Here is a 19249-nt window from a genome sequence, read left to right as displayed (position 1 = left end):
TGTTAGGGTTTTTCAACCTGGGTAAAGAGAATGGAGAGTCGATGACGTTTGAACTGGCACTGGTGGTGATCGCCGCCCTGGTCGCAATGGGCATTTTGCTGCATAAGCCCTCCTCCACTCTGGGGATCCCCTCTCTGCTTATCTTCATCGGTGTCGGCCTGGCTTTTGGCAACGGCGAGTTCAATTTTGTCTACGACAATCTGGCCCTAACCTCACTCATCGGCGCCATGGCCCTGAACGCCATCGTGTTTGTCGGTGGTCTCAACACTCCATTTCACAACATTCGCATCGCCTGGCGCGAAGGGGGCATGCTGTCGAGCTTTGGGGTACTGTTCACCAGCCTGATTCTGGCGGCGCTGCTGTTGATCATCACCGATTTCCCGCCCCTGAACTGCCTGCTGTTTGCAGCCATCGTCTCCTCCACCGATGCCGCCGCCGTGTTCTCGATACTGGAGTCGAAAAAACTGAGGCTGAAGCACAACACCGATACCGTGCTGGAGTTTGAGTCGGCCACCAACGATCCGGTGGCGCTGCTGATGGTCACCCTGCTGACGGCGATCATCGTCGCCCAGGGCGCCCTGCCCGATGGATTGGCCGTCACCACCTCGCTGCTGCAGCAGATTGGCGTCGGCCTTGGTGTCGGCCTGGGCGTCAGCTGGATCGGGGTCAAAGCCCTCAATGCCATCAAGCTGGAGGAGTATGGCCTTATCCCGGTATTTATCCTGGCCTGTTTCCTGATGGCGACCTACGGCGCCGAACTGCTCGGCGGTAACATTCTGGTGGCCTCTTACGTCGCCGGCGTCATGTTTGGCAACCAGTTGCAGCGGGGGCGGCAGGTCAGTAAGCACTTCTTCAACAGCCTCTCCTGGCTGGCCCAGGCGTTGATGTTCATTATTCTCGGCCTGCAGTTTTTCCCTCGCTCATTATTGGAGGATGCCGTCAGCGCCATCCTGCCCGCACTGGCGCTGATGCTGGTCGCTCGACCGTTGGCGGTATTCTTAAGCTATCTGCCCTTTCGCCGCGCCAGTAACAGAAAGAAGCTGTTTATCTCCGCCATCGGCCTCAAGGGCGCCACGCCCATCGTGTTTGCACTGATCCCCGCTGCCGCCGGGATGGAGGGGGCCCAGCAGATGGTGCATATGGTGTTCTTTATCGTGGTGATCTCGCTGGTGGTGCAGAGCATTGCCCTGGAGCCCCTGGCGCGGGTACTGAAGCTCACTCAGTAGACCTTTAGCACCAACGCCCTGTAAGGCACTGACATCATTTACTTCTGTGGAGATTTACAGGCTGCATCCTTTCCGCTGAATCGGGCCAATATCCCAAAAGTGGTAGAAAACTTCCGCAACCACCCATGAACCACCTTCAGGACATCTATACTCAAGCCTGCAGTTAAACGGAGGTGATCATGAAACGCTCTAGTTATGACCGAGGACGACGCAGCTTCCTAAAGGGGGTAGGTGCTGCCGGGTTAGCAGCAATGGCAGGTCCGACGCTTGCGGCCAGTGATGAAGGAGTGGAATGGGATCAAACCTATGATGTTGTCATTGTAGGCTCGGGTTTCTCGGGTTTAGCCGCGGCGATTGAGGCCAAACGCAATGGTGCGAACTCGGTGGCGATCATCGAAAAAATGCCGGTCTTTGGTGGCAACTCGGCCATCAACGGTGGTCTCTACGCAGCACCGCAAACCCCGCTTCAAAAAGAGGAAGGAGTCACCGATTCCCCCGACACCATGGTCTCGGATCAACTGAAAGCGGGACGAGGCATCGCCGATGAAGCCCTGCTTCGCCATGTCGCGGCTCACGCCCGAGAAGGGCTGGAGTTATGTCTAGACGTCGGCGCCAAATTTCACCCCTACCTACAGCAACTCGGCGGCCACAGTGTTCCTCGCACCTATCAGACAACAGTCAGTTGTGGCGCAGGCATCACCCAACCCCTTTATAAAGAGTGCAAAAAGCTCGGGGTAATTCTGGTGAACCGCGCCAAGCTGAAGCACTTCATTCGTGCCAGTAACGGCCAGGTAGAGGGCATTGCCATTGAGACCCGCTACTACTATGACCGGGATGTTGCAGAAGGCCCTCAAAAACAGATTCGGGCAACTAAGGGTCTGATCATGGCCACCGGTGGTTTTTCACAAAATGTCAGGTTACGCATGGCTCAGGATCCCACTCTCACAGCAGATGTGGGCAGTACCAATGCCGCTGGCGCCACCGGTGAAGGCCTGCTGCAGATGCTCAAACTGGGGGCAATTCCGGTACACATGGCCCACATTCAATCTGGTCCCTGGGCATCTCCCGATGAAGGAGGCTTTGGCTACGTGTCTAATTACTCCATCTTCAACTTCCCCCACTCCATTGCCATTGAGCGCAAGAGTGGCAAGCGCTTCATGAACGAAATTGCCGACCGAAAAACCCGCGCCGATGCCGAACTGGCGAATCGCGACGATCAGGGTAATCCGGACCCAGCACTGATGATCACCAGCTACAAACATGCTGCCAAGCACCCCAACGCCAAAAAAGTGCTCAAGTACGGGGTCGGCTGGAAATTTGACTCGCTGGAGGAGCTAGCCAAAAACTACCAGATCCCATTTAAAGCACTTAAAGCACAAGTGGATGAGTACAATGGCTATGTAGAAAACGGAAAGGATGAGCAGTTTGGCAAGTCAATGACTAAGGCTAAGGGCAAATACCTCGAGCCCCCGTTTATGGTCGTCAGGCTGTGGCCAAAAGTGCACTACTGCCAAGGCGGCGTCATGATTAACCAAGACGCTCAGGTACTGGACTCCGAAACAGGTGAGCCCATCATGGGGCTGTATGCGGCTGGAGAGGTCACCGGTGGTGTCCATGGTGTCAGCCGCCTCGGCAGTTGCTCCATTCCGGAATGCATCGTCATGGGTATGACCGCATCCCGACACATAATGGCTAAGGGATAGGAGCTGATCATGAAAAATGCGTTGATCTACAGCATGTCGGCTCTCTCCTTATGCGTAACATCTTTGGCGGTAACCGCGGAGTCAACCCTGAAAGAGTACGACCAGATGACCGGTCGCAGTTACCATGAGCAGCTGCACAGCAAAAACAACTGTAAGGCCTGCCATGGCTCCGAAGTCAGCGGCTACCCCGCTGATAACACCTGTCACAAGTGCCATAACCCGGACAAATTAGCACAGAAAACCGTTCGCTCCGGGGATGAGGTTCATCAGAACCCTCACGATAACCTCCACTATGGCAAAGATGTTCCATGTACCGAATGCCACGGAGAACATATAGAGAAACAACCTCTGTGCGCAGACTGTCACACCTTTAAGTACCCTAACCACAAGAAGTAACGGCAATCTGACCGCGCCTTTGCAGGCCACTCAGAGTATGAATTAGGCCCTCAAACTAATGAGGGCCTATTTATTAAACCAGAGGTTACCGGCATGACTAGTCTGATGCGGTGCGCGGATGGCGTGTACATCGTCTTCTCGTTATCAACCATGTCCACCGGCCCCCTGGCGGCTAAATCGCTACCGAGGGCTGCAACTGCTTCATGGCGATCACCGCCTGGGTGCGGGTACGCACGCCCAGCTTCAGGAAGATGGCGCTGGCGTGGGCCTTGATGGTGGCCTCAGACAACCCCAGTTCGTTGGCGATCTGTTTGTTAAGCAGACCATCGGCAAACATCAACAGAATGCGGTGTTGCCGGGGCGACAGACTGGCAATGCGACGGGCCATGTCGTCATCGCCATCGCCGCTGAGATCGACGTCTTTGGGCCACCATTGCTGCCCCATGACCACCGCTTCTACCGCTTCCAACATCAGGGCCACCGGCTGCGATTTCGGCACAAAACCGGCGGCGCCACAGCGCATGCTCTGAGCAATGGTCTGGTTGTCTTCCTGGCCGGAGATGACGATCACCGCCAGTTCCGGGCGCTGGCTGCGAATACGGATTAAGGTGTTAAAGCCATGGGCATTGGGAATATTGAGATCGAGCAGCAGCAGTTCGGCATCCGGATGAGTGTCTAACAGCTTGTCGAGCTCATCGATACTGTCGGCTTCAAACAGCGACACCCCCTCAAAGCGGGCGCCCAACACCGATGTCAGGGCTTGGCGGAACAACGGGTGATCATCAGCAATTATTATTTTATCTATCCGTTGCATGGTGGCTTCCTTGTCAATGACATCGGTCATCAATATGGCACTGCCGGCGCCCACTGCACCGGCTTAGCCCTGATGGCGGAAACCACAAAATCAACCCTGGATTTTATTCCACCGACGATAAACAACCTCCCAATCTACCGAAACCCAGAGCAATTGCCATTAGACCTTCAGCCTACTCGTTATTAGGTAGAGGAATGGCCTCGCAACGACGCCTCTGCCGCCCTCCATGATCGCAAAGAACGGAGTGAGGTGGCGCACGCTTTGGAACCGATTCCAAAACGCCGCATGGCAAAGCAACTTTACTGTGATTTCATGTACATTCGAGAAATATCGACCTAGGATTAATGCAAGATCATAGAAAATTCGCAACTTATCCCATCAGGGTCACGACCGGTTTTTACTCGATTACCAAGGATACGGTATGAGTCAGATCAACGTTATTGCCAGCACACTGCTTATACTGCTGGCCCTTCCGTCCCTAGCCGACGAGATCAAGCTGCTTAACTGGGAAGCTTACCTTGCCGATGAGGTCATAGAAGCCTTCCACCGGGAAACCGGCCATACTGTTCGTCAGTTTTTTATCAGCAGCGATACCGAGCGCAACTCCATCATGGCCAGGGGCGGTGGTGACCAGTTCGACCTGGTGATACTGGATAATTCCGACTTATCGATGTACAGCAACGAAGGCTTACTCACCTTGCTGTCTCCCCTTATCGCCCCCCACACCCTAAGCAACAATCGCTGGCAACAAGCTTGTGGCGATTATGGTGTTGCTTACAGTTGGGGCACCATAGGCATCGCCTACCGCACCTCCATCAGCAACGCATCCATCACCTCCTGGGACCAGTTTTTTAGCCCGCCCCCCGAGCACCACGGCGGCATCGTGGTGATTCCGGACATTCAGGACCTTGTCTCGGCGGCGCTGCTGTCCGAATCATTGAGCCCCAACAGCAGCGACAGCGCCGAACTGGAACGCGCCTTTATCCGTTTGCAGAGACAACAGCCCCATGTCCTCGCCTACGACTACGGGGTCAGCTATGCCATCGCCAACAGATCGGCCAGTACAATGACCATGACCCTCGCCTACTCTGCGGATGTCGAGGAGATTATCGAAACTACCGGACAGCAGGACTGGGTGTACCTGGTACCTGAGGAAGGCACCATGATTTGGACCGACTGCTGGGCGGCACCGGCTTCCCGGGAACTGTCGAAGGCCACCCTGGCTTTTCTTGAGTTTATCAGTCGCCCTGACATCGCGGCATTGAACGCCGAGAAGGCCTGGATATCCACTCCGGTGGCGGCGGCCCTGCCTTTAACCAGCGACGAGCACCGCCGGAACCAAGAACTCTATCCGCCAGAGAATATCCTGATTAACAGCCATCATTACCAGCTCCAGACCGAAGAGATGATGGCTCTCAGGGCACGCATGGTGGCAACAGTGAAATTTCGCTGAGGAGAGGCAATGAAACTGAATCACCGTCTTAACCTGACCCTGTTACCGGTGATTGTTCTGGTCTTTTCCGTTGCCGCCACACTGACCATCGGCGAAACTCAGCGCCGCTCCAGTGACTTTCTCAAACACCGCCTGGTGGTCGAATTGGAAAACATCGAGGCGCAACTGGTCAACCAGGGCACCCTGATGGTCAGTGGCCTGAAGCTGATGCTGAGTAACGATGCCTTTCACTCGCTGCGCCGTTCCGATCACAGCCATTCGGCCAGCCTGTCACTGCAGCACCTGATTCTCGAACACCATGCCAATCTCAGGCAAATTCTGCCGAATCTGGAGATGTTGCAAATTTATGATACCCATGGCGAGGTGCTCCTTTCCACCACCGTCGATAACAACCCATTCTCCCCGCCCGCGACTCCGCCTATTCCTTCGGAACTGCAGTGGTGGACCCCCGGGCTGCCAGCACTCTCGGGCCAAAATTTTTACCTCTACCTTAACAACTCCGGTGCCGCCAGGCTGGTGCTGATCGAAGCCTTTGTGCCGGAGATGTTCGGAGTGAAGCATTCAAATGCATCCAATGCCGCCAACAACCTGTATGCACTCATCAGCATCACCCTTGGCGGCGGGGATGAAGTCCGGCCCAATACGCTATCTCCGACACAGAAGGGATTGTCTCTGCAGCTGAGTCCGCAAACAGAAGGCCTGCCGATGTCGCAGGCACAGAGATCAAGACTGTCCCCGGCCCAGCAGCTCTCCGGATACATCACCACCGATGCAGCCATCGCCACCCTGACTACACCGCTCTACCTTGCTACGCTCAGTCCACAGCCAGGTCTGGCATGGAGAGAGATCGCGCCACTGGTCAAGACCGAGTTACTGCTGGCCCTGCTGCTGATCATACTGACTTACCTGGTGCTGAAAAAACTGATCCACAACTACATTATCCGGCCGGTAACGATGCTGGTCACGCAGGTGAAGCACATCAGCGCCGACTCGGCGTCAACCCTGAAACCGCAACCGGGCAGCAATGAAATTACTCAGCTCAATAATGCCTATGTGAAGCTGGTTGACGACATCCAACACCTGGCGGCTTATGACCCGCTTACCGGCCTGGCCAATCGACGTAAATTCCAGTTTGTGCTGGATAAAGAGATAGCCAACACCTTGAAGTACGAGCAATCCCTGGCGCTGCTCTACATCGATCTGGATAACTTCAAGCGGGTTAACGACTCCTTCGGCCACGAGACCGGTGACCGATTGCTGTGTGAATACACCCATCGGCTCAACAAAGCCATCCTCAACTGCCGAAATGCATCGCCAAGGCTCACCCGCCCCCTGCTGGCCAGGCTGGCGGGAGATGAGTTCGCCTTGCTGTTAAATGATGTCAGCAGCGCCAACACCGCGATTAGTGTGGCCAAGCGGGTACTGGCGATCACCGAAAACGGCCTCACCGTTGACGGGTTTACCCACAATATCGGCACCAGTATTGGCATCGCCCTGGCTCCCCGGGACGCCTTGGACACCTCAGCGTTGTTCCGCTGCGCCGATACGGCCATGTACCAGGCCAAACTTAAGGGTAAAGGACGTTATCAACTGTTCAGCGACGATATCGCCCGGCTGCTGGCAGAACAGGACGCCATAGAGCAGGCGCTGCACACCGCCCTGGGAAGAGAAGAGTTCGAGCTGAATTTCCAGCCAATCTTTGATGCCAACAACCTTCGGGTCACCGCCATTGAAGCACTGCTTCGCTGCAACCACCCGCAACTGAAACAAGCCGGCCCCGACAAATTCATTCCTGTCGCCGAGTCCACCGGACTTATCCGCCAAATTGACCGCTGGGTCATCGAGCACGCTCTTAGCTCACTGGCACAGTTGCAACAGCGGGGGTTTGGCGGCGTACTCAATATCAATATTTCCGCCAATGAGCTGCACAATGAGCAGTTTCCCAGCCATATATCAACTGAACTAGGGAAGCACAATATTTCGCCAGCAGCAGTGGAGCTGGAGATTACAGAAACCACGTTAATCGACGCCGATCGACAGAGCGTCTCAGTATTGAGACGGCTCCAGGATATTGGCGTCAACATTGCCCTGGATGATTTCGGTACCGGCTACATCGGCTTTAACCAGCTCAACCATTATCCCGTTAATACCCTTAAGATCGACCGCTCCTTTGTCCACGCCATTGGCAATGAATCGGGCCAGAAGCGACCGATGGTTGACGTGGTGTTGGAACTGGCAAGCATCTTCGATCTGGATACGGTGGCCGAGGGCGTGGAAACCGAGCAGCAGTTACTGCGGCTGCGTAAATTGGGCTGCAACTTCCTTCAGGGCTACTACCTGGCACGACCGATGCCCTTGACCGAATTACTGAAGTTCCTGGAGCAGCATGGAGAATGCCCCCCAGCCCAGGCGCAGTCACTTCCGGATTGAAACTCAGCTGCAATACTAGCCCTGAACGACCACTCTCTGCCCGTCCCGCAGCCGCTCGGCGCCGCGAATCGCTACCCGGTCTCCCACCGCCAACTCGCCTTCAATGGCCACCCAGTCGCCCTGACCGGCGCCTACCACCACCCGTGTCTTATGGGCCACGTTGTTATCATCAATCTTCATCACGTAGGAGCCCTGACGACGCAGAATCAAGGCATCGCGGTGCACCGCCAGAGTCTGTCTGGATTGCTGCACCGGAATCGCTACCTTCACCAGTTCGCCAGCCGTCAGATATTGAACACTCTCCGGCGGCAAGGTCATTCTGAGCTCAAAGGTCTGGCTGCGGGGATCCGCTGCCGGAATCACGGCACGAATGCTGGCCTGGGTCAGGTGGTGCTCGCTGCTGATGGTCAGGGGCTCACCCCGGCTGATTTTACTCAAATACTTCACCGGCACGTGCAGATGCACCTCCAAGTGCTCGGTGTCCATCATTCTCAGCAGCGCATCGGAACGATTCACATCGGTGCCTTCCCGCACCAGTCGCTCGGTGATCACCCCGTCGAAGGGCGCCTCGATCTGGGCCCGCTCCAGTTGGTCGTTTATCTGCTTCAACTTAAGCCGGGCAATCTCCAGATCGGCATTGGCCAGCTCGTACTTGGAACGGTTCTCATCCAGCTGGTACTCGGCGGCGTTATTTTGCGCCTGCAGGGTAACCAGGCGCTCCAGCTCACGCTTCAGATAACGCAGGTTAATCTCGGCCCGTTTGATCTGGGCCTGCTGCTCCAGCTGTGCCAACTCCAGCGGAAAAGTATCCATGGTCACCAGAGTATCGCCTTTGCTTACCAGGGTGCCGGGCTCCACAATCCAGGTCAGCTGGCCGTTAACACCGGCGGTCAGCATCACATTGTTACGGCTGTACACCGTGCCCAACAGCCGGGCCGTCGGCGCCAGGTCCGTCTGCTTGACCTGCTCGACCTTCACCGGACTGGCCGGCGCCTGCGGCTCCGCCATGGTCTGAGGCGCCAGCCCCCATAGGCCGATGAGGATCAAAAGCGTATTAAATCGTTTCATAGTCATTCCGCCTGTGATTGGCTGGCTTGCAGAGGCGCGACAGGCGCCGCCGGTGTAAGTGTAGAGGAGCTCTGCGGGGTCATCCGGGTCTCTCCCAGCCGCAACAGACTCGGCAACAGAATCAGGGTGAACAAGGCACTGATCCCCATGCCACCGACGATCACCGTCGCCAGTCCCCGGTAGATCTCAGAGCCGACGCCGGGCATCAGCATCAACGGCAACATGCCAAACAGGCTGGTCAGGGTACTCATGTACACCGGCCGGGCACGGATGCGTACCGCCTGCGCCACCGCCTCGGCGCGATGACAACCCTGGCGCTCGGCGCGGCGAGTCTGGTCCACCAACAAAATGGCGTTATTGACCACCAACCCCAGCAGGATGATGAACCCAATCATGGTCAGCAGATCCAGTGACTGGAAGCTGACCAGGTTCAGTATCCACAAGGACAACACCCCGCCGCCAACCGCCAGGGGCATGACCAGCAGCACCAAAAAGCTGTCCCGGGCCGATTTAAACAGTGCCGTCATCAACAAAAACAGAATCAGTAGCGCCAGGACAAAGTTCAGCATCATCTCCTCAATGGCCGAGGCCATCTTATTGGCGTTACCACTGAGCTTGATGCTGGCCGAAGGCGGTAACTGCGCCTGCATCGTTGGGATAATGGTATCGTTCAGCGCCACCAGCGCCTCCTCCATCGACATCTCTTCCGGTGGCGACAACTCCAGGCTGATGGTGCGTTTTCCGTCCACTCGCCTCAGCTGTGTCGGGCCGACGGTTCGGCGAATATCGGCCAGCTCGCCCAAGGTCTGGATCCCCGCCAGCGGAGTGTATACCGGCAGTGATGCCAACTCCTCCGGGGTACGCCAGTCGCTACCACGCAGGATGACGTTCATACGGTCGTTACCGTCAAAATACTCGCTGATGAACAAGCCGTCGGTATAGGCCCGCACGGTGTCAGCCACATCGCCGCGGCTGAGGCCGGCCTGGGTAATGCGACGGTCATCGGGCACCAGTTGCAGTTCGGGCTCGGCGATGGCCAGCCCGGGGATCGGCCGGGCACTGACGCCGGGCAGATGGGTCTGAATGGCGGTAAGGCCAGCCTGGGCGGCATCAATCAGCCCCTCAAGCTCCGGTCCCTGCAGATTGACGCTGATTGACCGGCCATTGCCGCCACCGGTCACATTGATCATCGAGCCCCGGAACAGAAACACCTGGGTGTCAGGCAGTCCGGCAAGAATATCGGCCTGTACCACCTCCATCAGGGTTTCTACCTCGGTGGGATCATCGGCGTAGATGAAGCCGCCACTGAACCCGGCCCCAAAGGAGTAAAAGTTATAGCTTTTTATCTTCGGCAGCTTGTCGCCACTCAGGTGGGGCTGAATCCGCTCACGAACCAGCTGGGCCATCTCCTTGTCGACAAATTCCAGGTTGCCCCCCGGTGGCAGACTGATGTTGAAGAAGAAACCGTCGATAGGCGCCCGGGGCATAAAATCGGTCTTGGGCAACAGCAACAGAGTGATCGCCACCGAGCCTCCGAGCAGCGCGCCAATCCAACCGATGCGCCGCAGCGCACTGCCGGTCAGCCACATCACACTATGGGTCAATCGCTGCCAGTAGCGTTCAAAGGGGTCGCAGTCGTCCAATCCGGTCAGCCAGTATCTGCTGGCAACGGGCAAGACTGTAATGGCGCTCAGCAACGACGCGATCACCGCGATGGACAGCGTCAGGGCCAGATCGGAAAACAGCTGCCCCTCAATCCCCTGCATAAACAGAATCGGCAGGAAGATGGCCACGCTGGTGGCGGTGGAGGCGAACAGCGCTCCGGTCACCTCCACCGCCCCCTTTAACACCGCCTTACCGCTGTCCATGCCCAGGCCCCTGAGCCTGACAATGTTCTCCTGCACAATGATGGCAGCATCCAGCACCAAGCCTACCGAGAACGCCAGCCCCGCCAGAGAGATCACATTCAGGCTGCGGTCAAACAGGCTCAGGCCCAGAAACGCCACCATGATAGAGATGGGAATGGTGGTCGCGATGATCATGGTGGTGCGCCAGCCACGCAGGAACAGCCACAGGATTCCCAATGCCAGTGCAACGCCCAGTCCGAGATTGCTCTTCACCAGCGTCAGGGCATTACGAATATGGACCGACGAATCGAAACTGAGATCAATCACCAGCCCGGCGTCCGCCAGCGGCCCGGCGTTAAGCTCATCGATGGCGCGGTTGACCTCGTCCAGCAAAGTTACTGTGTTGGCATCGGCACCCCGGGTCAGGGTGATGTAATAGGCAGGCGCACCGTTTCTCAAGGTAAAGCCGAACCGGTCCACCAGGGTGTCTTCCACCGTGGCAATGTCCTGCAGATAGATCGGACGGTCATTCTGATAGCCGACAATCATCTCGCTGATGTTCTCGATGTCGTACTGACCGACAAAGCGAACCGTGTACTGGCGACGACCGACATCGGCAAAGCCGCCGGAGACATCGGCGGCACGGGCAATGGTGCTGCTGATCTGGCTGACCTGAATGCCCATGGCTGCCGCGGTAAAGGGATCGAAGCTGATGCGCAGCTCTCTGGGCCGGCGGGAGTTGAGGTTGACCTGACCAATCCCCTGTATCCGGGCCAGCCTCGGCTCAATCACATCATCGATAAGCTTCTGATACCGGGCGATCTCTTGCTGAGGGTTACCGGGCAGAATCCGCACCAGCAAGGAAGCAGCATTGGGTCCGTCGCGGCCACCGCCCACCGCGACCACAGGCTCAGAGGCATCCAGTGGCAACGGCGGCGCCTGGTTCAGATTGTTAATCACATCCAGCATCGCCTGCTGCATGTCGGTGCCCACATCGAAGGTCAGGGTGATGTTGCCAAAGCCGCTGTTGATGGAGGTGGTCACCTCAGTCACCCCGCGGGTATTTTTCACCACATTTTCCTGCGGCTCGATGATCACCGATTCCAACTCCTCCGGAGCGGCACTGCGCCAGCCGGTAGAGATGGTGATTTGTGGCTGTTCGATATCCGGTGTGAGCTGTATCGGCAGCTTCATCATGCTGAGGATGCCAAACAGACAGATCAGCGCCACGATAACCAGAACAGCGGCGGGATTTTTCAATGAAGAACGGGAGAGATTCATACTTCGACCCTGAAGTTTTCGGCCAAGTATACTGATCCCGACATCCAGGGGTGTTATTAAAGTGTTTCAGAATTTAATTGGATGTTGCCATGACTCTCGCTGCACGGATGCACGCTGTGGCCATTGATGCCCAGGCCCGGTATTGGCCTGCGTTCTTGAGCCCGCCCCTAGGCCGACGCCCTGTTTCAAACCCTGACCCATCGGTACGACCTTAATCAACGGCAGATTCCCCTGGCGGGAGGCAGTTATCACCAGGCCAGTACCGGCCAGTTTCTGTTTGCCGATGCCGGGCTTATCGACGGCGGCACATTGCCTCCCAGAGCCTCGGCGCCTCCCGTCGATTTGGTTTTCGCAGCACCACCGATGCGCCGACACCCTGGTTTTGACCCTGCACCCAGGCGATTTGCTGTGGATGGGGCCGGGACGCCAACAGCGATATGAACATGCGCGGTTACCTCAACCCGGTTATCAGCAGCCGAGATTGAACCTGACATTTCGCCAGTTTGGCTGGTCCACCGGGACGGAGTCAGGCTCGCCATCCTCACCCTGATCGTCTGCGCGCCAGGATAAACAGGTCGGTGGCTCGATGGGTTCCGTCATCATACCGGCGTCGCTGCAGATCCAGCAGCTCGAACTTCGGCGCCAGCCACTGCTGCAACTTTTCAGCCTGATGGTAATGAGTGTAGACACGGTCACCGGCGGACGAGGTCTGAAACCCGGATTGGGACGCCGGCCCCTCCATGGTGCTCAGGTAGATCACCCCGCCGTCACGCAACGCGGCGGCAGCATCGTTAATGAGCCCCTGAACGTCCAACGGCGCCAAATAGGGCAGACAAAACGCCGCCATGATGCCATCGAGATTCGGCTCCACCGAGCCAAGATCCCGGGCATCCAGGATCTCGAAACGCGCACCAGGCACATTGTTTCGAGCCAGAGACACCATGTTGGGGGCCAGATCGATACCCAGCAACTGCATATCGGGGCGCTGCGCCATCAGGTGACGAGAGACATTACCAGGCCCGCACCCCAGTTCCAGCACCCGGGGGGCCGCCGCCAATGCCTGGCAAAAAGCCACATAGGTATCCAGATACTGATCCATCGCCATGTACTTGTCCTGATACTGGCTGGCCAGTTTGTCGAAGGTGCGGATGGTTTCCAGATCGTCGTCCATGATGCTCCCGTTTGCCCGTCCAAGTGGTATGAAGTGCCAGTATAGGCCCGGGTTGGTCCAGGAAACCAGCGCCTGCACCTGTGCTTAAAACACATCCACAGCAATGTTAATTAGAAATTCGTGATAACACCTGTGGAAACCTGATTTCAGCGGCTTTACGATGGGAGTACTGATTGAAAGCACTGATTAATGAGGCCCAGTTGAACACGCCCTACTCCACGGAATACGCCCCCGACGACAACGTTTTTTTTCAAGGACACGGCCTGGTCGTGACTCTGCTGTTCGTGGTGGCCACCCTGCTGTCTCTGGCGGTATCCGGAGTGATGTTGGCAGGCCTGGTGGTGGCTGGCAGCATCAGTGTGTTCTTTCAGGTTCGGGATAAAGGCGATCACAGCGTCCGCTTCAGCAACGACGAGATCAGCGGCATGATGGGCGAACTGGGCGACAGCGCCGAACGCGGACGTCTGGCACTGAGCCTGAAAGAGATCGACATCGAACGCTCCTACCACCGCACCTGGCTCGACAAACTCTGCTTCAGCCATCGTATCCACAACCGTCAGGGGCGCAGCATCGTCATCAGCGGCACCCTGTTTGGCCTGACTCAAGCACCGAAGATTCACCAGGAGATACTGACCGCCATTCGACAATGGCAGATCGATCACGGCGGCATCTCGGCCTTCATCGCCTGATTTGTAGCCTCGACACCCATTCCACAGGAAAAGGACCCCCTGATGAACAGACGATTCGTGGTATTACTGCTCACGCCGCTGTTGGCATTGTCCCAGTTTGCCGGCGCCGAAACCCGCCAATTAACCAGCGAAGCGATCCTCGACTGCGAGATCGGTGCCACCTCCCTACGCGATGCCCATAAGTACCATCAGCCAGACTTTGTCAAACCCCTGTACCGGCTGCAGGAAACCGAGGAGGCAATCAACACCGTCATCAACGCAGTAAAAGATGAGATGATGCATTATCGCTCCGAGCACACGGTGTACTATGAAATGGAGCTCGAAGAACTCGTCGATTCCTCCGGCGATCACAGCCAGCGCATTGAAGAGCTGCAATCACTGCTGGATGCCGCCTACCGGGCTCGGGAATATCAGGAGCTGGGAGTCACCTCGGAGCTGCTGCCGATATTCCTCACCAGAATTGAAAGCCGGACGGCACAACAAAAACAGGCCATACAGGATAACGAGGAATCACTGGAACGGTGGATGAACAATCTGGTTGAGAAGTGCTTCACCGACGTGCAGGTCTCACCGGCGCTCTACCGTCAACATTGTGAGTCCGGTGATCCCTTGACCATCTGTGAAATACTGGCAACACTGCAGCCCTAGCCTGTGGCAGGCATTCAGATAGCCAGAGGTATCTTATTCCTCTATGGGTGATCTCGACGCCAACCGGTAACGCTAACAACGGCCCGCCTTAGGTCGGGCCTGAATATCTCCGCCGCATTCTCCGTGGTCTAAAAATCAAAACCTCATTATTAAATATGCACTGAAATCTATTTTAACAGTACAGTCAACGTGCTTTAAAAAATAATACCCCACCTCTTTAAACACTATGTAATAGTACGTACTAGAGCACAATTGAAAATCGGCCAAATTTTATTTCAACCTGATATAAAGACCTGCCCGACGGCTCCATGTCGGCACGCTAATGCCGCCATGTTCGTCACCAGCACTCTGCGCCACATCACGCTGCCACACCCATCTCGTTGACACCAGCAAAGCCGCTGGGCACGCTATACAGGACTCTGCCACCAGCGTAATTTGCAGATTCCGCAACTGCCTTTTTTCGATTCCGAAAAGTTGGGAGGCTGGCGACAAATCAACAACGCCAACTCTTTTTTGTCTCCCAAATCGAACATTTTTCATCTATTTTCTCTGCCAGCAAAACCCTTAATTCCGCATTGCGTATTCTGCAATGCATATTCAAGGACCTCTCATGTTAGACAGACGTTCATTATTAAAAATGGCGGCGGGAAGTGCTGCCCTGACCCTCATTCCCAGCGCCACCCTGCTGGCTCAGACCGCCGGCAAACGCCTGGCGATGGTGTTCGATGTACGCCGCTGCACCGGCTGCCTCTCCTGCAGTGTCTCCTGCTCCATCGAGAACCAGGTCGATCCCGGTCGTGCCCGAACCCGGGTCACCCAGGCGGCCATCAACGGCACTCACGGAGTGACCACCCTGTCGGTGCCCAATCAGTGTAACCACTGTGAGCAGCCCTCCTGCGTCAAAGTCTGCCCCAAACAGGCAACCTACAAGCGCGAGGAAGATGGCATTGTGGTGATTGACTACGACAAGTGCATCCACTGTCAGCGCTGCGTCAAAGCCTGTCCCTATGGCGCCCGTCGCAAAGACACCAAGTTCAAGACGCCGCCGGAAAAATGCAACTTCTGTATCCACCGTCTACAGCAGGGCCTGCTGCCCGCCTGTGTGGAAACCTGTATTGGTGAGGCCCGCGTGTTTGGCGATCTGAACGATGCCAACAGCGACATCGCCAAGCTGGTTCGTGACAACCCGGTGTACGGCATGCTGCCCGACTCCGGCAACCTGCCCAATATCCTCTACATCGGTCTGCCTCAGCCCAGCGATGACAAGGGCATCCTCACTCTCAATCACCTGGACTGGCAACGATAGGACCTGAATATGGACAGAAGAACCTTTATCACCCGCGCCGGACTGGTGTCCGCCGCTGCCGCAACCGGCACCGCCTGCAGCAGTCGCACCGCCCCTGCGACGCTCAAGGTCAGCAAAAGCAATACACGCTTTGGCAATCCCCTGCCTACCGAAGCCCAGCTGGCTGCCGACGGCAGCCTGAGCAAAACCGCCGGCATCCGCACCATGTACACCCGTTGCTTTACCTGCAACAACATGTGTGGCCTGCGGGTACGCATCGACGAAGCCAGCGATACCGTACTTAAGGTGGGTGGCAACCCCTATTGCGAGGTCAACTCGGGCTCGCCATTCCCTCTGGCGATGCCGGTACGCGACAGCTATGCCGCCCTGGCAGGCAATCAGGGACTGGAAAACCGCGCCACCACCTGTGGCAAGGGCGCCAGTGGCGTCAACTGCGTTGACGACCCGCGCCGGGTGACCCAGGTGCTGAAACGGGCCGGCAAGCGCGGTGAAGGCAAATGGGTCAGCATTAGCTACGAGCAGGCGCTGAAGGAGATCCTCGACGGCGGCGATCTGTTTGGCGAGGGCCAGGTGGACGGCCTCAGGGCCATTCGCCAGCTGGACAAGCCTGCGGTACCCGGTCAGCCCGAATTCGGCTCGGCCACCAACCGCCTGTTCGCTACCTTCAATGAAGAGGACACCCTGCGCGGCAGCCTGTACGCCCGCTTTATGCGCCAGTCCTACGGCACCGCCAACCTGGTCACCAAGCACGCCTATTGCGGGGCACCGACCGGCATCGGTTTCGGCATTGGCCTGAATCCGGGCCTGGAACCCGGACTCAGTGACATCGACTGGGACAGCGTCGAGTACGCCCTGTTCCTGGGGACGGCGCCGGGTGCCTCAGGTGCCAGCCTCAACCGTCTGGGCCGCGGCCTGGCAGATGCCCGCACCGACCGCCAACTCAAATACACCTGTGTCGATCCGCTGCTGCGCACCACGGTCGCCAACGATACCCGTGGCCAGTGGCTGCCCATCAAACCAGGCCGTGACAGCGCGTTTGCCTTCGCCCTGATTCAGATCATGCTCAGCGAAGGCTGGTTTGATGCCGAATTTCTGTCGATTCCCAACTCCGAAGTGGCCAAAGCCAAAGGCGAAGTCAACCGGGCCAACGCCTGCCACCTGGTGGTGATGGATCCAGCCCACCCCGGCGACCGTCACCTGGCCAAGGCCAGTGACTTTGGCCTCGGTGGCGATGAGCCGCTGGTGGTCAGCAACGGTCAGTTGCTGTCCGCCAATCAGGCTCAGCAGGGTGACCTGTTCACCGATGCCAGCTTTACCGACATCAACGGCCAACCGGTGCGACTGGCTGCCTCGCTGGCGCTGCTGAAACAGGAAGCGGATCGCACCTCCCTGAGCGACTACGCCGCCGCTTGTGGTATCGACGAGGCCGCGATCCGTCAGGTGGCCAAAGATCTGAGTCATCATGGCCGCCGGGCCTGCGTAGCCACCAACACCGGCGCCAACAGCGGTGATGCCATCATCATGGGCTGGCTGATTGCCACCCTCAACACCCTGATCGGTGCCCACGATGCCAAAGGTGGGGCCATCTACGGCAACGGCGCCTACTGGGGATTTGAAGGCAACTACAACCTCGGCGGTTTCGACGGTGAAGTGGACACCAGCGCGGTGATCAACGTCTGCCGTGCCGGCGCCTACGAAGGCTCAACCGAATACCAGCAGAAACTGGCCCGGGGCGACAACCCCTACCCGGCCAGCGACATGTGGCACAACCTGGTGCCCGGCTACGCCGCCGGTAACGCCGCCGAAGCCCTGACTGCTCACACCAACGGTAACCCCTACAGCGCCAAGGCTCTGATTAACTGGCGCAGCAATGCGCTGTACAGCGCCTCCTCCATCAACCACAAGGTAGAACAGACCCTGGCGGACCCGGCCCGACTGCCGCTGTTTGTCGCCATCGACTGCTACATGAATGAAACCAACCGCTATGCCGATTATTTCATTCCTGACCGAGTGATGTTTGAGGAGTACGCCGCCGATCGCATGTGGGGCGCCTTTAACCTGGGTGTGGTCGCCGGCGCACCGCTGGTCACCCCAAGAACCGTCAAAAACGCCGCCGGCCAGCACGTGTGCATGGAGCAGTTTGTCATCGATCTGGCCATGGCCATGTCACTGCCCGGCTTTGGTAAAGGCGCCATTGCTGCCGCCGATGGCCACAAGGTCGACCTGCTGACGTTTGAGGACTGGCATGCCCGCTACCTGGCCAACGTTGCCGCCCAGTGCAGCGCTCTTCCGGTAGTCAGCGATGACGACCGTCAGTGGTCTGCGCTGGACTACTCCATGACGCCGCTGCGCCCGCGCCTGAGTGAAACCGAAGCGGCCCAGGTCGAAGCCTTGCTGTCCCGCGGTGGTTACTACGAAAGTGGCGAGCGCTACGACGGCGACTTCATCAATGGCGGTGGCGGCAAACTGCTGCAGATCTACAACGCCGATATGGCTCAGCTGCGTCATTGTCACTCCGGTGAGTTCTACCCCGGCACGCCGGTGTACCAGCCTAACCGGTTCTGGAATGGCGACACCTGGGAACAACACTGGCCCGCCAGCGACTATCCGCTGCTGTTCTCCAGTTACAAGCCGACACTGCGCTCCAACTACTCCGCCGCCTTTGATCGCTGTGCCGAGTTGACGCCCACCAACTTCGTCTACCTGCACAGCGACACCGCTTCGGCGCTGGGTCTGAAAAACGGCGATACGGTTCGGGTTGTGAGTGGCAACGGCACCCCGGCCGAAGGGGTGGTGCAGGCCGACAGTGGCGTCGCCAAAGGTGCCGTGTGCGTATCCCATACCTTTGGTCACAAGCAGGCCTATGGGGCCGATACCCGCAGCATCGATGGCCAGGTTCTCGAGGGGCTGTCCCATCGTGGCGGCGGTACCGCAGTGAATCAAATGGTGCCGCACGATCCCACTCGCCCCGGCGAGGTCAGCATGCTCAACGACTACTATGCCGGCACCAACTGCCGTCACGGCATTCCGGTTCGAATCGAAAAGGTTGATGTCTAAGACTTAATCCGGTTCCCCAGCCCCGTCCTTTGACGGGGCTTTTTCGTTCTAGAGTCTCTCCACCGGCACAGCCCTGACGCTTTTGCGTCGTGCAGATAGGCCATGGTTCGGCGCCCGGGTACCACCCGGCCGCACGCCTGGCCTGGCCCCATTGCCGCAG

General features: G+C 57.6%; 13 protein-coding genes. 9 read left to right on the top strand and 4 right to left on the bottom strand.

Annotation, left to right across the window (positions count from 1 at the left end; all coding sequences use genetic code 11):
- Window positions 1-41 precede the first annotated feature (41 nt).
- The 3 genes from BLT77_RS11570 (at window position 42) to BLT77_RS11560 (ending at window position 3325) form a co-directional block, all read left to right on the top strand.
- The gene (locus BLT77_RS11570; protein WP_090365429.1) at window positions 42-1226 is read left to right on the top strand and encodes a potassium/proton antiporter; all 1185 of its coding nucleotides are present in this window, start codon (window positions 42-44) and stop codon (window positions 1224-1226) included.
- Between the two features lie 179 nt (window positions 1227-1405).
- A complete protein-coding gene (locus tag BLT77_RS11565; protein WP_090365428.1) occupies window positions 1406-2929 on the top strand; it encodes a flavocytochrome c in 1524 nt (507 codons plus the stop codon).
- Between the two features lie 9 nt (window positions 2930-2938).
- Window positions 2939-3325, top strand: coding sequence for a cytochrome c3 family protein (locus BLT77_RS11560; protein ID WP_090365427.1), 387 nt, complete (start codon window positions 2939-2941; stop codon window positions 3323-3325).
- A gap of 172 nt (window positions 3326-3497) precedes the next feature.
- Here BLT77_RS11560 and BLT77_RS11555 read toward each other — a convergent pair whose 3' ends face one another.
- On the bottom strand, window positions 3498-4139 hold the full coding sequence (locus tag BLT77_RS11555; RefSeq protein WP_090365522.1) for a response regulator transcription factor: 642 nt from the start codon (window positions 4137-4139) through the stop codon (window positions 3498-3500).
- 421 nt (window positions 4140-4560) lie between these two features.
- Here BLT77_RS11555 and BLT77_RS11550 point away from each other — a divergent pair, with 421 nt between their 5' ends.
- Window positions 4561-5592 carry a polyamine ABC transporter substrate-binding protein gene (locus tag BLT77_RS11550; RefSeq protein WP_090365426.1) on the top strand — a complete coding sequence of 344 codons (1032 nt, stop codon included), beginning with the start codon at window positions 4561-4563 and terminating at the stop codon, window positions 5590-5592.
- 9 nt (window positions 5593-5601) lie between these two features.
- On the top strand, window positions 5602-8022 hold the full coding sequence (locus BLT77_RS11545; RefSeq protein WP_090365425.1) for a putative bifunctional diguanylate cyclase/phosphodiesterase: 2421 nt from the start codon (window positions 5602-5604) through the stop codon (window positions 8020-8022).
- A 15-nt stretch (window positions 8023-8037) separates the two neighbouring features.
- On the opposite strand, the gene BLT77_RS11540 is transcribed toward BLT77_RS11545, so the two are convergent.
- The 3 genes from BLT77_RS11540 to BLT77_RS11530 form a co-directional block, all read right to left on the bottom strand.
- Window positions 8038-9090, bottom strand: a complete 1053-nt coding sequence (locus BLT77_RS11540; RefSeq protein ID WP_176819298.1) for an efflux RND transporter periplasmic adaptor subunit — start codon at window positions 9088-9090, stop codon at window positions 8038-8040.
- Window positions 9091-9092: 2 nt separating this feature from the next.
- Window positions 9093-12218 carry an efflux RND transporter permease subunit gene (locus tag BLT77_RS11535; protein WP_090365423.1) on the bottom strand — a complete coding sequence of 1042 codons (3126 nt, stop codon included), beginning with the start codon at window positions 12216-12218 and terminating at the stop codon, window positions 9093-9095.
- Between the two features lie 541 nt (window positions 12219-12759).
- Entirely contained in the window at window positions 12760-13389 is a 630-nt protein-coding gene (locus BLT77_RS11530) for a class I SAM-dependent methyltransferase (RefSeq protein WP_090365422.1), read from the bottom strand.
- Window positions 13390-13562: 173 nt separating this feature from the next.
- On the opposite strand from BLT77_RS11530, the gene BLT77_RS11525 reads away from it, so the two are divergent.
- The 4 genes from BLT77_RS11525 (at window position 13563) to BLT77_RS11510 (ending at window position 19089) form a co-directional block, all read left to right on the top strand.
- Entirely contained in the window at window positions 13563-14078 is a 516-nt protein-coding gene (locus tag BLT77_RS11525; protein ID WP_090365421.1) for a hypothetical protein, read from the top strand.
- 42 nt (window positions 14079-14120) lie between these two features.
- On the top strand, window positions 14121-14726 hold the full coding sequence (locus tag BLT77_RS11520; protein WP_090365420.1) for a hypothetical protein: 606 nt from the start codon (window positions 14121-14123) through the stop codon (window positions 14724-14726).
- Window positions 14727-15336: 610 nt separating this feature from the next.
- Window positions 15337-16032, top strand: coding sequence for a 4Fe-4S dicluster domain-containing protein (locus tag BLT77_RS11515; protein ID WP_090365419.1), 696 nt, complete (start codon window positions 15337-15339; stop codon window positions 16030-16032).
- A 9-nt stretch (window positions 16033-16041) separates the two neighbouring features.
- Window positions 16042-19089 carry a molybdopterin dinucleotide binding domain-containing protein gene (locus BLT77_RS11510; RefSeq protein WP_090365418.1) on the top strand — a complete coding sequence of 1016 codons (3048 nt, stop codon included), beginning with the start codon at window positions 16042-16044 and terminating at the stop codon, window positions 19087-19089.
- Window positions 19090-19249 lie beyond the last annotated feature (160 nt).

Source organism: Ferrimonas sediminum (genome assembly GCF_900100175.1).
Lineage (GTDB): Bacteria > Pseudomonadota > Gammaproteobacteria > Enterobacterales > Shewanellaceae > Ferrimonas > Ferrimonas sediminum.
The sequence above is the reverse complement of the archived record's forward strand: the minus strand, read 5'-3'. Positions and strand labels throughout refer to the sequence as shown.

Excerpts from the sequence above, each read along its gene's own strand:
- BLT77_RS11570 (WP_090365429.1), top strand. The coding sequence starts at position 42 with ATGACGTTTGAACTGGCACTGGTGGTGATCGCCGCCCTGGTCGCAATG.
- BLT77_RS11560 (WP_090365427.1), top strand. The coding sequence starts at position 2,939 with ATGAAAAATGCGTTGATCTACAGCATGTCGGCTCTCTCCTTATGCGTA.
- BLT77_RS11520 (WP_090365420.1), top strand. The coding sequence starts at position 14,121 with ATGAACAGACGATTCGTGGTATTACTGCTCACGCCGCTGTTGGCATTG.
- BLT77_RS11545 (WP_090365425.1), top strand. The coding sequence starts at position 5,602 with ATGAAACTGAATCACCGTCTTAACCTGACCCTGTTACCGGTGATTGTT.
- BLT77_RS11565 (WP_090365428.1), top strand. The coding sequence starts at position 1,406 with ATGAAACGCTCTAGTTATGACCGAGGACGACGCAGCTTCCTAAAGGGG.
- BLT77_RS11555 (WP_090365522.1), bottom strand. The coding sequence starts at position 4,139 with ATGCAACGGATAGATAAAATAATAATTGCTGATGATCACCCGTTGTTC.
- BLT77_RS11530 (WP_090365422.1), bottom strand. The coding sequence starts at position 13,389 with ATGGACGACGATCTGGAAACCATCCGCACCTTCGACAAACTGGCCAGC.
- BLT77_RS11510 (WP_090365418.1), top strand. The coding sequence starts at position 16,042 with ATGGACAGAAGAACCTTTATCACCCGCGCCGGACTGGTGTCCGCCGCT.
- BLT77_RS11515 (WP_090365419.1), top strand. The coding sequence starts at position 15,337 with ATGTTAGACAGACGTTCATTATTAAAAATGGCGGCGGGAAGTGCTGCC.
- BLT77_RS11550 (WP_090365426.1), top strand. The coding sequence starts at position 4,561 with ATGAGTCAGATCAACGTTATTGCCAGCACACTGCTTATACTGCTGGCC.
- BLT77_RS11535 (WP_090365423.1), bottom strand. The coding sequence starts at position 12,218 with ATGAATCTCTCCCGTTCTTCATTGAAAAATCCCGCCGCTGTTCTGGTT.
- BLT77_RS11540 (WP_176819298.1), bottom strand. The coding sequence starts at position 9,090 with ATGAAACGATTTAATACGCTTTTGATCCTCATCGGCCTATGGGGGCTG.